11 protein-coding genes are annotated in these 13,543 nt (G+C 59.1%); all 11 read left to right on the top strand.

All coding sequences use genetic code 11. From position 1 onward, the window contains the following. The first annotated feature begins 54 nt into the window (after positions 1-54). A complete protein-coding gene (locus H7F20_RS10790) occupies positions 55-819 on the top strand; it encodes an SDR family NAD(P)-dependent oxidoreductase (protein WP_185786193.1) in 765 nt (254 codons plus the stop codon). A 160-nt stretch (positions 820-979) separates the two neighbouring features. Then, on the top strand, positions 980-4,471 hold the full coding sequence (locus H7F20_RS10785) for a ThuA domain-containing protein (RefSeq protein WP_185786192.1): 3,492 nt from the start codon (positions 980-982) through the stop codon (positions 4,469-4,471). Positions 4,472-4,592: 121 nt separating this feature from the next. Beyond that, entirely contained in the window at positions 4,593-5,846 is a 1,254-nt protein-coding gene (locus H7F20_RS10780; RefSeq protein WP_185786191.1) for a nitrate/nitrite transporter, read from the top strand. A 66-nt stretch (positions 5,847-5,912) separates the two neighbouring features. After that, complete coding sequence (locus H7F20_RS10775) at positions 5,913-6,248, top strand: potassium transporter KefB (protein WP_185786190.1); 336 nt, start codon at positions 5,913-5,915, stop codon at positions 6,246-6,248. Between the two features lie 50 nt (positions 6,249-6,298). After that, on the top strand, positions 6,299-7,156 hold the full coding sequence (locus H7F20_RS10770) for an aminotransferase class IV (RefSeq protein ID WP_185786189.1): 858 nt from the start codon (positions 6,299-6,301) through the stop codon (positions 7,154-7,156). Positions 7,157-7,192: 36 nt separating this feature from the next. Then, a complete protein-coding gene (locus H7F20_RS10765; RefSeq protein WP_185786188.1) occupies positions 7,193-7,621 on the top strand; it encodes an SRPBCC domain-containing protein in 429 nt (142 codons plus the stop codon). A 264-nt stretch (positions 7,622-7,885) separates the two neighbouring features. After that, a complete protein-coding gene (locus H7F20_RS10760; RefSeq protein ID WP_185786187.1) occupies positions 7,886-9,748 on the top strand; it encodes a Xaa-Pro dipeptidyl-peptidase in 1,863 nt (620 codons plus the stop codon). Between the two features lie 66 nt (positions 9,749-9,814). Beyond that, entirely contained in the window at positions 9,815-10,273 is a 459-nt protein-coding gene (locus H7F20_RS10755; RefSeq protein ID WP_185786186.1) for a cupin domain-containing protein, read from the top strand. A gap of 76 nt (positions 10,274-10,349) precedes the next feature. Beyond that, positions 10,350-11,777: a M20 family peptidase gene (locus H7F20_RS10750; protein WP_185786185.1), complete on the top strand. Its 1,428-nt coding sequence runs from the start codon at positions 10,350-10,352 to the stop codon at positions 11,775-11,777. Positions 11,778-11,789: 12 nt separating this feature from the next. After that, positions 11,790-12,968 (top strand): nitrate/nitrite transporter, encoded by a 1,179-nt coding sequence (locus tag H7F20_RS10745; protein ID WP_370588523.1) that lies wholly within the window; start codon positions 11,790-11,792, stop codon positions 12,966-12,968. Next, a complete protein-coding gene (locus H7F20_RS10740; RefSeq protein ID WP_185786183.1) occupies positions 12,968-13,492 on the top strand; it encodes a DUF1697 domain-containing protein in 525 nt (174 codons plus the stop codon). The genes H7F20_RS10745 and H7F20_RS10740 overlap by 1 nt, the downstream gene beginning before the upstream one ends. Positions 13,493-13,543: the final 51 nt, after the last annotated feature.

Here is a 13,543-nt window from a genome sequence, read left to right as displayed (position 1 = left end):
CACCCGGACCTCCATCCCAACGCAGGAACCCGGCAATTTTTGTAGTTTTAGGCTATGCCCGGGAAACTGACTTCAAAAGTTGCCATTGTCACCGGTGCCACCAGTGGCATGGGTAAGGCCATCGCAGAACTGTTTGCGAAGGAGGGTGCCCGCCTTACCCTGGCAGGGAGGGACCAAAAACGGGGGGAGGCGCTGCTCGAACAACTGCGGCCCGTAAACCCGGACATCCAATTTGTGCCCGGGGACCTCACCCAGGCAGGGGCCAACGAAGAACTGGTGAAGGAGACGGTAAACAGGTTTGGCCGGCTGGACCTGCTCTCCCTCAATGCCGGGGTGCTGGGCCTGGGATCGGTCACGGACCTCTCCATTGAAGACTGGCACCGCACCCTGGAGACCAATCTGAGCGCCATCTTCTACCTCTGTAAATTTGCCCTGCCCGAAATGCGGAAATCCGGTGGCGGCAACATCCTCATCAACGCATCCATCGCGGCATTCAAGAGCTTTCCCAACCATCCGGCCTACTGTGCCTCCAAGGCCGGTGCCGTGGCCCTTATGAAGCAAATGGCCCGGGATTACGGGCCTGAGGTCCGGGTAAATGCCATCTGCCCGGGGCCCGTGGACACCCCCCTGCTATGGGAATCGGCAGCTGCCTTTGACCACCCGGAATCCGCCGTGGAAGAAGCCCGGAAAGCCACCCTGCTGCAAAAATTGGGGGAACCGGGGGACATTGCCCGACTGGCGCTGTTCCTGGCCTCCGAGGATTCCTCCTGGATAACGGGCTCCGCGATCACCATCGACGGGGGGATCCTGAATGCCTGAACCCGGGTTCCATTGAGGATCACGGATGCTCACAACCGTCAGCTACCAGCAACCCCGACGAACACCTTTCCGGAGATACTTTCAAATAAAGTCAAAGCGACGTATCTTTTTGCCAACCGTAACCGAACCCGACAAACCTGCGAAACATCCCCTGACCGATATGATCCCAAAAAGCCGGAACCGGCCAGGTTCCCCCTATTTCCCGTTTCCCGTCATTTCGACCTGCCTGTACCTCGTTTTATGCCTGGCGGCTTTTGCCACCCTCACTTCCTGTGGCGACAATGGCCCTGCCGTGCTCGTGTTCTCCAAAACCGGGGGATGGCAACACAGCTCCATCCCATTTGCGAACCAGGCCATTGAAGACCTGGGGGAGGCCAACGGCTACCGCGTGGTGCTCACCCAGGATGCCGACGATTTCAACGACGGGGATTTAAAGCAATACGATGCGGTCATCTTCAACAATACCACCGGGAATGTGCTCAACAGCGAACAACAGGCCGCTTTTCAGCGGTACATCCAGGCCGGTGGCGGTTTTGTCGGCATCCATTCGGCAGCCGATACAGAATACGAATGGCCGTGGTACGGCCGGCTTGTGGGGGCCTATTTCGCCAGCCACCCGCATAACCCGAATGTCCGGCCGGCAACCATAGACATTACCGACAGCAACCACCCCGCAACGGACAGCCTGCCCGAACGCTGGGAGCGCACGGATGAATGGTATAACTACCGGGCGTTCTACCCGGGCATCAACGTCCTGGCGCAGCTTGACGAGGAAACCTACACGGGCGGGACCAACGGCAGTTACCACCCGATTGCCTGGTACCACGAATTTGACGGGGGGCGGGCGTTTTATACCGGGGGCGGCCACGAGGACGCCTCTTTTTCGGAACCCCTTTTCCTGAAACACCTGCAGGGCGGTATCCAATACGCCATGGGACCGGGCAGGAACCTGGATTATGCCCGGGCCACCGCTGTGGCAGTGCCCGAAGAGAACCGGTTTGAGAAAACCGTGCTGCTCAATGACCTCAGCATCCCCATGGAACTGGACATCTCCGAGGATGGCCGGATATTTTACACGGAACTCCGCTCGGCCAACCTGGGGGTCTACGATATCCATTCGGGCCAACAGGCCATCGCGCACCGGTTTGAGGTAGCTACCGAAGGCGGGGCCGGCCTGATCGGGGTTACCCTGGATCCGGACTTCGCCACCAACAACCTGATTTACGTCTACTACTCCCCGCCGACGGAGGAGGAAACCATCCTGTTTAACCTGTCCCGGTTTGTGGTAGGCGAAGACAACACCCTGGATCCGGATTCCGAACTGGTTCTGTTGCAGGTACCCGTACAGCGAAACAGCGGTTCCCACCACGGGGGTTCGCTGGCCTGGGACCCAGAAGGCAACCTGATCCTCTCTACCGGAGACAGCAGCAGCCCTTTCCCGGCAGACGGGTACGCGCCTCTGGACGAAAGGCCCGGCCCGGAATATTTCAGCCTGGACGCCCAGCGGTCTGCCGGGAATACGAACGACCTCAAGGGAAAGATCCTGCGGATCAAGCCCAATTACGGCCCGCAGGCCCTGGAAACCCCGTATACGATACCGGAGGGCAACCTGTTTGAGCCGGGGACGGCAGGGACCCGGCCGGAAATTTATGTGATGGGTTGCCGCAACCCGTACCGGATTGCTGTCAATCCCGAAACCGGCACCGTATACTGGGGCGATATCGGCCCGGATGCCGGGGAAGACGGACCGCAGGGACCCCGCGGGTACGACGAATTCAACCAGGCCAAAACCGCCGGGAATTACGGCTGGCCCTACTTCATCGGGAAAAACCGCGCCTATACGGATTGGGATTTTGAAAAGCAGGCGGGCAATGGGGTGTTCGATCCACAGGCCTCTGTAAACGATTCCCCGAACAATACGGGCCTCAACCAGCTCCCCCCGGCCCGGGAGGCCATGATCTGGTACCCCTATGCCGCATCGGAGGAGTTCCCGGATTTCGGATCGGGCGGGCGTTCGGCCATGGCCGGGGCCTTCTACACCTACGACCCGGCGTCGGATGCCCCCAACAGGTTCCCGGAATACTACGACGGGACCCTGTTTGTGTTTGAGTGGATGCGCAACTGGGTCAAGGCACTGCGTTTCGACGAAGCGGAGGAATACGTAAGGGCCGAGCCGTTTATGACCGAAAACGGCGATTTCCGCAGGCCGATTGACCTGGTCTTCGGAAAAGACGGCATCCTGTACATGCTGGAATACGGATCCGTATACGGGGCGGACAATGAAGATGCCCGGCTGGTGCAAATTGCATACAACCGGGGCAACCGTCCCCCGGAAGCCGTAGCCGCGATCCGGGATTCGGCCGCCCAGGCAGCATTGTCCCAACGCGTTTTCATCACCTCGGAATTGCGGGGCCTTCCCGGAAAGCGGGAAATAGCGGGCCGGGCACCCCTGCGGGTCCATTTTTCAAGCCGGGGATCCGGGGATCCGGACGATGACGAGACCCTGGCCTATGCCTGGGATTTTGAAGGGGAGGGAATTGGCAGCACGGAGCGCAACCCTACCCATACCTTCACCCGGCCGGGCACCTATACCGCCCGCCTGCAAATAACAGATGGTGCAGGGAATACCGCCTCGGACAGCGTCCGGGTTACGGTTGGCAACGAACCGCCCGCGATCCGGTTTAAAAGCCCGGACAACAAATCCTTTTTCTGGGACGGGGAGCCCTTCCGGTATACCGTGGAGGTAACCGATCCGGAAGACGCGGCCATCGACGGGGAAAAGGTTTCCGTCCGCTTCGGGTACGATGCCAATCCCGGGGCTGCACCCGGCGATGCAGCAGAGCGCCCGGTTACGGCCAGGCCCTATGGGTATACCCTGATAGAACGCAGTGACTGCAGGGCCTGCCACCTGGCTGAGGGTACTTCCGTGGGTCCCTCCTACTCGGATATCGCCAAACGCTATTCGGGCCGGGAAGATGCCCTGGAATACCTCGTCGGGAAAGTTATCCGGGGAGGGGCCGGCGTATGGGGAGAAAGCCTGATGAGCGCACACCCCCAGCTCGCTCCTGCGGACGTAAGCGAGATGGTACAATACATCCTTTCCCTCTCCGCCCCGGAAAGGGAGCTCTCGGAGCTGGCCACCGAGGGGGTCCTCCGGTTCGACCAGCACGAGCCTTCTGAAGACCTTGGCCGGTATACGCTGGAAGCCACCTATACGGATGGAGGGGCCAACGGGATGCCACCCATTACCACCCGGGAGGTGCTGTCTTTGCGCAGCGCCAGGGTTCCCATGGTACTCATGGACAGGTATGTCGGGTTCGAGAGGTTTGGCAATTACCTGACCAATGCAGGCCACAAGGCTTTCTACATGATGAAGGACGTGGACCTTACCGCCCTGACGGGTTTCCGCTTTGAATATGCGGCGGCCGGGCCTGCAGGTGCCATCGAGGTCCGGATCGATTCCCAGGCCGGGCCCGTAATTTTAAAAACCCCCTTCCCGGAAACCGGAGACTGGGATACCGTAGAATCTTTGGAGGTGTCCCTGGATCAACCCATCAGCGGAAGGCACGACCTCTATTTTATCGCCGTCAGGCCGGAGGCCCCGAATACAGACATCATCAATTTGAAAGCGGTAAATTTCCTGCACGATTAAAAAGTGTGAGGATTCGATAAACCAACGGAAGGATGGCAGGAAGCCCGGGAGGGTCCCGCGAGAACAGCGCTTCCTTTTATGATCCCGGGCCGGCCGCTGCCGGCCCAACCAAATACGACGCATGCATCCGAAAAAAGCCCCCTGGTACTACCTCTTGATCCTGATCCTGGCGGGGGAATCGGTTTTTATCCTGCCCTTTGTGCTCTCCCGCGTCTTCCGCCCCACGGTCCTTGAAGCCTTTGGCCTGAGCAATGTGGAACTGGGCCTCTGCTTTTCGGTTTACGGCATCGTGGCCCTGTTCTCCTACCTGGTCGGCGGACCGCTTGCGGACCGTTTTGCCCCGAGGCGGCTGATTGCGGTAGCCCTCTGGATGACGGCACTGGGGGGGCTGGTCTATGCCACCTACCCGGGCCTGGTGGTGCTACGCATCCTGTATGGCTATTGGGGATTTACCACCATCTTCCTTTTCTGGGCACCGATGATCAAGGCGACCCGGGTATGGGGGGGGACGGGTTCCCAGGGAAAGGCTTTCGGCTTCCTCGACGGGGGCCGCGGCCTGGTCGGGGCCCTGTTCGGGACCCTTGGCGTGCTGGTATTTTCCATATTCCTGGCCTCCGACATCCTGGTAGCCTCCTTCGGGGAACGCCGGGAAGCTTTCAAGTACGTGATCCTGTTTTCATCCGCCCTGGTGGCCGTGGTGGGTATACTGGTCTGGATGTTTCTGAAAACCGGCACCGGGGCCGAGGAGGAGATCCGGGTGGCCCGCATCACCCGGGCACAAATATGGGAAGTCCTCCGGTTGCCCTCCGTCTGGCTGCTGATGGTGATCATCCTCTGCGGGTACGTGGGGTATAAAATAACCGATGTCTTCTCCCTCTACGCCCAGGATGTGATGCGCTACGACCAGGTGGCATCGGCCCAGGTGGGCACCTTTTTGCTTTTTATCCGGCCGCTGATCGGCGTGCTGATCGGCGTGGTTGCAGACCGGACGCAAACCACCCTGATGTTGTTTGTCAGCTTTGTGGTGGCCCTGTCGGGTTCCCTGTTGTTTGCCACCGGCCTGGTTACCGGTTCCGCCACCCTGTTGTTCTTTGTATCGACCTTTATCGTGGCGGCAGGGGTCTATGCCACCCGGGCCATCTATTTTGCCGTTATGGAACGGGGCCGCATCCCGCTCCTGCTGACCGGTACCGCCGTGGGCCTGGTTTCCCTGGTTGGCTTTACCCCGGACATCTTCGCGGGCCCCGCCATGGGCTACCTGCTGGACGAATCCCCGGGATTGGCAGGCCACCGCCATGTTTTCTGGATGCTCGCACTCTTTTCCCTGGGGGGTAGCCTTGCGGCCTGGAAATACTACCGCCTCTACCGGAAATGAGTGGTGGATTCATAATTTTTTATTTACTTTGTATTTCAAAGTACTTTTAATTTTTATTTCCACACCATGTCGCAATTGAAAAACCTGTCCCATATCCTCAACTCCCGGACCACCTTTAAAAGGATGTCCCTGGGGGCCCTGATCGGGTTGGCCCTGATTTCCCTCCTAATTTTCTCCGTGGACCACCCGGATCCTGCCTGGGGGCCCTACTGGCGTATCCGCCCCCTGGTCATTACCCCCCTGGCCGCAGCTTTCGGGATGCTTAGCTTCTACCTCAGGGACATAGTCCGCCCCCAAAGTGACCTGAAACGGGGGCTTGTATTCCTGGCTAGCCTTTTGGGGTTTGTAATATCCCTTTGGCTGGGAACCGTCCTGGGCCTGGACGGCACGCTCTGGAATTAACTTATTTTACGAGCCATCTGATTACCTTAGCAGGAAATACGCCGATTTCCATGCCCACAATTCCAAACTACCCGAGCAAAGTATTCCTGAACGGCGAAATCCTGGACGCCGAAAATGCCCGGATCTCGGTCTTCGACCGGGGTTTTATCTTCGGGGACGGCATTTACGAGGTGATGGCCCGGATCAATGGCAGGTTTTTTGAGCAGGCCGCCCACATGGACCGCCTGAAGACCTGCCTGGATAAGATCGCGATCCGGTTCAATGTGGATACCCTCGAAAACGCCATCCCTGCCCTGCTGGAAGCCTCCAGCCTGGTCCATGAAGACTGCCTTTTGTACCTGCAGGTAACGCGGGGGGTTGCCCCGCGCCAGCATGCCTTCCCGCCGGACGCGCAACCCACGGCCATGATGTACGCCTGGCCGAAGACCCTCCCGGATATCAACGCCGCACAGGCAGCCGTGATCCTGCGCGAGGACTTCCGCTGGTCCCGCTGCGACATCAAATGCACCTCCCTGCTCGGGAATATCCTCTCCAACCAGGAGGCGGCCGCCAACGATTGCTATGAAACGGTTTTCCTAAGGGGTGGGGTAGCCACCGAAGCCTCCCACTGCAATGTGTTTTTTGTCCGGGACGGCATCGTTTTCACCCACCCGGCCAATGAATTCATCCTGGACGGCATCACGCGACAGGTCGTCCTGCGCCTGTGCCGGGACCTCGGGATCCAGGTCCGGCTTGAGGGGATTCCGGTCCAGGAGATTACGCGGATGGATGAAGCCTTCCTCACCGGGACGAGCACCCAGGTCCTTTCCATCTCCTCGGTGGACGGGCAGCGTTGCTACGGGGAGGTCCCCGGCCCGGTGACACAAAGGTTACAACAGGCCTTCCTGGAGGCCAAAAAGGCGCGATAAAAGCTCCGGGCTAATAGGAACTTAATATATTCAAGCATGAAACATTCGGACGACCCCATAGTGGTTACAGAAACCCTAGACGCCCCGGTCCACAAAGTCTGGGAGGCGATTACCGACCCCGGGCAAATGCGGGAATGGTACTTTGAGAACATCCCGGATTTCCGGGCGGAAGTAGGTTTCGAAACCGGCTTCGACGTAATGTCGGGCGACCGCCTGTTTCCCCATCGCTGGCGTGTTACCGAGGCAGACCCCCCGAACCGGATCACTTACCACTGGAGCTATGCGTCCTATCCGGGAGAGGCGTATGTCACCTTTGAACTGGCCCCGGCAGGCTCGGGTACACAGGTACGGCTGATCAATACGGTGACCGCGGATTTCCCGGAAGACATCCCCGAATTCAGGCGGGAAAGCTGCGCGGGAGGCTGGGCATATTTTATCCGGGAACGGCTCAGGGGCTATCTGTAATAGCCGGAACTCTTAAGCAACGGCCCACCTTTATCAGATCGAAAATACCGGGACCTTTTTAGAGCCCAGCCTGGGCCGGCGGCTGTTAATCCTCAACAAGGATAATTTTGCGATGGGTGCCAAACACATCGATACAGCCATTCTATCAATTCAGGCCATCATAACACTCATCGAGGAGGAACTGGATCTCACACCCTACGCGTAAGCGACGAAAATGCTATCTTGTTATCCGATCTGTAACTTCTTAAAAAGCTCCTGATACCTATGAAATACGGCAAGTCAATTTTAGGTTACCTTCTCCTCGTACTCCTCATGGTCCAGACCGCGCAGGCCCAACTGGCCCAACAGGCGGAGCTGGCCGGCCCGGTATTTGAAAACGGCGAGGCCCAGGTGGTCCCGGCCTTCTCAAACCCGGAAAACTGGATCCGCCACGACCTGTGGGTGGAAACCGGCTTCAATACGGACGGGGATGCATACCCGGACCGGATGCACGTATCGGTTACCCGGCCGGCGCAGACCGAAACCGAAGGCCTGAAACTTCCGGTGATCTACGTTTCCAGCCCCTATTTTGCCGGGGTGGCCCCCGATGTGGAAGGCCTGTTCTGGGACGTCCGCCACGAACTGGGGGAACCCGCAAAATCGGAGAGGGTCCATCCCGAGGTCGTTCGCAAGGGGGAGCGGCCGGTCATCTCGAATTCCCATATCGAAACCTGGGTGCCCCGGGGGTATATCGTGGTCCACTCCTCCTCCCCCGGGACCGGTTTGTCCCAGGGCTCCCCTACCGTGGGTGGGGACAATGAGTCCCTGGCCCCCAAGGCGGTCATCGACTGGCTGAACGGCCGGGCCAGGGGGTATACCGAACCTTTTGGAGGGGAACCTGTGGAAGCCTACTGGACCACCGGCAAGGTGGGCATGACCGGCACCTCCTACAACGGGACGATTCCCCTGGCAGCTGCAACTACAGGGGTCGAAGGGCTTGAAGCCATTATCCCCATCGCCCCGAATACCTCGTATTACCACTACTACCGATCCAACGGCCTGGTGCGCTCCCCGGGCGGGTACCTGGGGGAGGACATCGACGTGCTCTACGATTTTATCCACAGCGGGGCCGAGGCACGCAGACCCTACAACAATAAAACCACACGGGATACCGAGATGCTGGCCGGCATGGACCGGATTACAGGGGATTACAACGAATTCTGGGCGGGCCGCGACTACCTGAACGACATGGCGCCCATGAAAGCGGCCCTGCTGATGTCGCATGGTTTCAATGACTGGAATGTGATGCCGGAACACAGTTACCGGATCTATGCCGCCGCCCGCGAGAAGGGGATTCCGGCCCAGATCTTCTACCACCAGGGGGGTCACGGGGGGCCTCCCCCGCTCCGGATGATGAACCGCTGGTTTACCCATTACCTCTTCGGGGTGGAAAACGGGGTGGAAGAAGACCCCCGCGCCTGGATCGTGAGGGAAAGGGACGAACGGGAAAACCCCACCCCCTATGCAGATTACCCGAACCCGGCAGCCTCCGCCGCGAACCTGTACCCGGGCCCGGGCGGCCTGGAAACCGGCACCCTGCTTCCCGGGAAATCTGCAAATCCCACCCGGGAAACCCTGGTGGACAATGTGGCCTTTTCGGGGGAGGCACTGGCACGGGCAACCGCCTCGGACCACAGGCTCCTCTATGTGACCCCGGAACTTTCCCGGGACCTGCATATTTCGGGGGTACCCCGCATTACCCTCCGCCTGGCCAGCAGCAAGCCGGCGGCCAACCTGTCGGTCTGGCTGGTATCCCTCCCCTGGAACGATGCGGGCGACGCCAGGATCACGGACAACATCATTACCAGGGGTTGGGCGGACCCCCAGAATTACCGCTCCCTGACCGAAAGTGAACCCCTTACCCCGGGTCAATTTTACGACCTGTCCTTTGAGTTGATGCCGGACGACCAGGTCATCCCCAAGGGACAGCGCATTGGCCTGATGGTATTCTCAAGTGACCGGGATTTTACGCTCTGGCCGGAACCGGGAACGCAGCTGACCATCGACCTGGGCGCGACCCGGCTGGAACTGCCGGTGGTCGGGGGTAACCAGGCCCTGGGGGAAGCGCTGTCCGGAAAAGCGGAATAGTTGGCCCGAGACCCCGTTATCGGAAAGGGATTGACTACCTTGTAGAGAATCCTTAAAACATCCGATATGAAAACACTGTGCATCGCCCTGAAACGGCATTCTTTTATGGCCGCAATCACTATGATCCTGGGCCTCCCGCTCAGTGGACAGGAAACATCCCTGGCTTTTGCCCACGACGACCCTGCCCTTACCTGGTCCCCGGCACCTGATTTCTTTCCCGGATGCTCCTTTACCATCCTCCACGGAGACATGGAGCACCCGAACATGGATTTCCTTTTCAAAGTGGAACCCAATACGGATGTGGTCAATCACATACATAAATCCCCGGAGCGGATGATACTGGTCTCGGGGGAAATGGAGGTAACCTATGAAGGGGAGCCCACCCGTACCCTGAAAGCCGGCAGCTACGCCTTTGGCCCGGCCCTTAAGCCCCATACTGCCCGATGCCTGGACAACGGTCCCTGCGTACTCTTTGTGGCCATGGTAGACCCTTTTGACGCGGTCCCCGTGACGGGGAAGGAATAACGCCTCCCAGGGCCGGGGAACCTTGTGTGCTCATGATAATTGCGCTACATTTAGCGCTATTAAACCAACCTGACACATGAAAAAAATACTCCTGGCCCTGCTGGGCATCCTGCTGATCCTTGCTGCCATCCTGTTGTTCAACACGCTGACCCTGTCTTCCCGGCAGGTGGATGCAGCACCCCTGGCCCAGCCGGAGCTGCCGGATGCTATTTACGAGCGGCTCGCAGGGGCCATCACCTACCCGACCATTTCGTACAGCGAGGATGCCGTCCCCGATTCGGCAGCGTTTAAAGGTTTCCACCAATTCCTGGATTCCGTTTTCCCCCTGGTGCATGAAACCCTGGACCTCACCTATATCAACGAATACAGCCTCCTGTATCGCTGGCAGGGATCGGATCCGGGAAAAAAGCCGGTCATCCTCATGTCCCACCAGGACGTAGTGCCCGTAGACCAGCCGACCCTTGGAAACTGGGAAGCCGGCCCCTTTGAGGGCGCCATTACGGACGAATTCGTGATCGGTCGGGGGACTATGGACGACAAGGGGACGCTCATGGCCCTGATGGAAAGTGTCGAAATGCTCCTGCAGGAGGGATACCGCCCGGCACGGACGTTTTACCTGGCATTCGGCCACGACGAGGAAGTCGGCGGCTCCAATGGGGCTGCCAAGATAGCCGAGTACCTGAAAGCCCAGGGCGTGGAAGCGCTGATGACCCTGGATGAGGGCGGTTACCTGGCGGAGAACATGGTTCCCGGGGTGGAAGGTACCGTCGCGGTGATCAACCTGGCGGAGAAAGGTTTTGCCTCCTTTGACCTGATTGTGGAAACCAACGGCGGCCACAGCTCCCAGCCCCCGGAGGAAAACACCATCGGCATCCTGGCACAGGCCATCGTGGACCTGGAAGACAACCAGCTCCCCTATAAAATGGTGGAACCCATCAACTACCAGCTGGAATACCTGGGCCCTGAAATGCCGTTTGCCCAGCGCGTGGCCTTTGCGAATCCGTGGTTGTTCAAAAAACCCATCCTGAAAGGCCTCAATGCCCATACCACCACGGCCCCGACCATTATCGGGGGCGGTGTAAAAAACAACGTGATCCCCACAGTAGCCAAGGCGACCGTCAATTTCCGGATCCTGCCGGGGGAAACCATTGAATCGGTACAGGAACACATCCGGGAAACGGTCCACGACACCATCCGCATAGAACCGGAAGGGTTCCTCACCAATCCATCCCCCGTATCGGGCGTGGAGTCCGAGGGCTTCGCAGTGCTGCAAAATACCATCCGGGGACTCTTCCCGGACGCCGTGGTTGTCCCGGGCCTCGTGGGAGGCGGTACGGATGCCCGGTATTTTTACGACGTATCCGAAGATGTCTACCGGTTTTACCCCATGCGCCTGCATGAAAGTAATTTTGGTCGCTTCCACGGGATAGACGAGAAGATTTCCAAGGAAAACTACGCGGAAATCATCGGGTTCACCTATCACCTGATCCGGAACCTGGATTAATCCGGGATGCCCGTGAAGCCCGCCGGATACATCCTGCCCGTGATTGTGGTGGCCCAGTTCTGCTGCACCTCCCTCTGGTTTGCAGGTAATGCGGTACTGCCGGACCTGGTTGGCGCATTCGGACTGTCGGTAAACGACCTCGGGCACCTGACTTCGGCCGTGCAATTCGGATTCATCTCGGGTACCCTGGTATTTGCCATACTCACCATCGCCGACCGGTTTCCGCCTTCCCGGGTCTTTCTGGTAAGTGCCCTGGCCGGCGGCCTTTGCAACCTGGGGGTGGTACTCGAATCCCAAACCCTGTCAAGCCTGTTGGCGTACCGGTTTGCCACCGGGTTCTTCCTTGCCGGCATCTACCCCGTGGGCATGAAGATCGCAGCAGATTACTATGAACAGAAACTGGGGAAATCCCTGGGGTTCCTGGTGGGGGCCCTGGTCCTGGGCACGGCCTTCCCGCATCTGATCCGCGGGCTGGGGTCCGGGATGCCCTGGCGGTATGTCATTGGGGCCACCTCCCTGCTGGCAGCCCTGGGCGGCATCCTGCTCTGGGTGCTGGTTCCCAACGGGCCCTTCCGGAAAGCGGGGGGCGGTACGGACTTTTCCGGTTTCCTCCGGATTTTTGGCAACCGCAGGTTCCGGGCCGCCGCCTTTGGGTATTTCGGCCATATGTGGGAACTCTACGCCTTTTGGGCCTTTGTGCCCCTGCTTCTCAATGCTTACCTGGAACAACATCCGGGGGTTGGGACATCCGTGCCGATCACTTCATTTGCCGTCATCGGCATCGGGGGCCTTGGCTGCGTGCTCGGGGGCTATATTTCCCAGAAGGCAGGCACGCAAAATACCGCCTTTGCAGCCCTGTTGCTTTCCGGCCTGTGCTGCCTGGCGCTACCCCTTGCAGCAGGCCTGGGCTGGCCCCTGTTCCTATTGTTCCTGTTATTCTGGGGGGTGGTGGTCATCGCCGACTCCCCCTTGTTTTCCACCCTGGTAGCCCGGCGCGCCCATCCGGAATTAAAAGGCACGGCCCTGACCATCGTAAATTGTGTCGGGTTTTCGATTACTATTGCAAGTATCCAGTTGATGGGGGTTCTGTTTCGCATATGGGGTGGTTTCATCCCTTTTATGTTCCTGGCCCTAGGCCCGGTCCTGGGGCTGCTGGCGCTCGCTTCCGACCGAAAAACACCCGCATCCTGATGGAACAGTGGATCATCCTGCTCCGGGGCATAAATGTAGGAGGCCACCACCTGGTCCCCATGAAGGAACTGCGGACGGCCATGGAGGCAGCCGGATTCTCCAGCGTAAAGACCTATATACAGAGCGGGAACATCGTCTGTCGCTTTGCTGGCCGGCCTGAAGATATCCTGGAAACCCTGATGGAACGCCACTTCGGCTTCCGGCCCTGGGTGCTGGTCCTGAGCCTGGCAGAACTCCGGGCCGTCGCCGAAGCCAACCCCTTCCGGGAAGGTGCAGGAAAAACCGTCCACTTTTTCTTTCTGGAAGGCGACCCCGCACGGATGGACCGGGTTTTGGCCCAATCCCTGCAGGCAGAAACGGAACAATTCGAATTAAGGGACAACGTCTTTTACTTATATGCCCCTGAAGGCATCGGGCGGTCGCGGCTCGCAGGCAGGATCGGGAAGGTTTTCCCCGAAACCCGCATCACCGCGCGAAACCGGAACACCATCGAAAAATTGCTGGATCTGGCCCGGGATTCCTAGGTAATGTTTGCCATAGGCCCGTAGATGGGCTACCTTTATCCTCAAACCCTT

This window comes from Robiginitalea sp. SC105 (assembly GCF_014243345.1).
Taxonomy (GTDB): Bacteria; Bacteroidota; Bacteroidia; order Flavobacteriales; family Flavobacteriaceae; genus Robiginitalea.
The sequence above is the reverse complement of the archived record's forward strand: the minus strand, read 5'-3'. Positions and strand labels throughout refer to the sequence as shown.

Coding starts and splice junctions, on each gene's coding strand:
- H7F20_RS10740 (WP_185786183.1), top strand. CDS start 12,968: ATGGAACAGTGGATCATCCTGCTCCGGGGCATAAATGTAGGAGGCCAC.
- H7F20_RS10750 (WP_185786185.1), top strand. CDS start 10,350: ATGAAAAAAATACTCCTGGCCCTGCTGGGCATCCTGCTGATCCTTGCT.
- H7F20_RS10775 (WP_185786190.1), top strand. CDS start 5,913: ATGTCGCAATTGAAAAACCTGTCCCATATCCTCAACTCCCGGACCACC.
- H7F20_RS10770 (WP_185786189.1), top strand. CDS start 6,299: ATGCCCACAATTCCAAACTACCCGAGCAAAGTATTCCTGAACGGCGAA.
- H7F20_RS10765 (WP_185786188.1), top strand. CDS start 7,193: ATGAAACATTCGGACGACCCCATAGTGGTTACAGAAACCCTAGACGCC.
- H7F20_RS10785 (WP_185786192.1), top strand. CDS start 980: ATGATCCCAAAAAGCCGGAACCGGCCAGGTTCCCCCTATTTCCCGTTT.
- H7F20_RS10755 (WP_185786186.1), top strand. CDS start 9,815: ATGAAAACACTGTGCATCGCCCTGAAACGGCATTCTTTTATGGCCGCA.
- H7F20_RS10790 (WP_185786193.1), top strand. CDS start 55: ATGCCCGGGAAACTGACTTCAAAAGTTGCCATTGTCACCGGTGCCACC.
- H7F20_RS10760 (WP_185786187.1), top strand. CDS start 7,886: ATGAAATACGGCAAGTCAATTTTAGGTTACCTTCTCCTCGTACTCCTC.
- H7F20_RS10780 (WP_185786191.1), top strand. CDS start 4,593: ATGCATCCGAAAAAAGCCCCCTGGTACTACCTCTTGATCCTGATCCTG.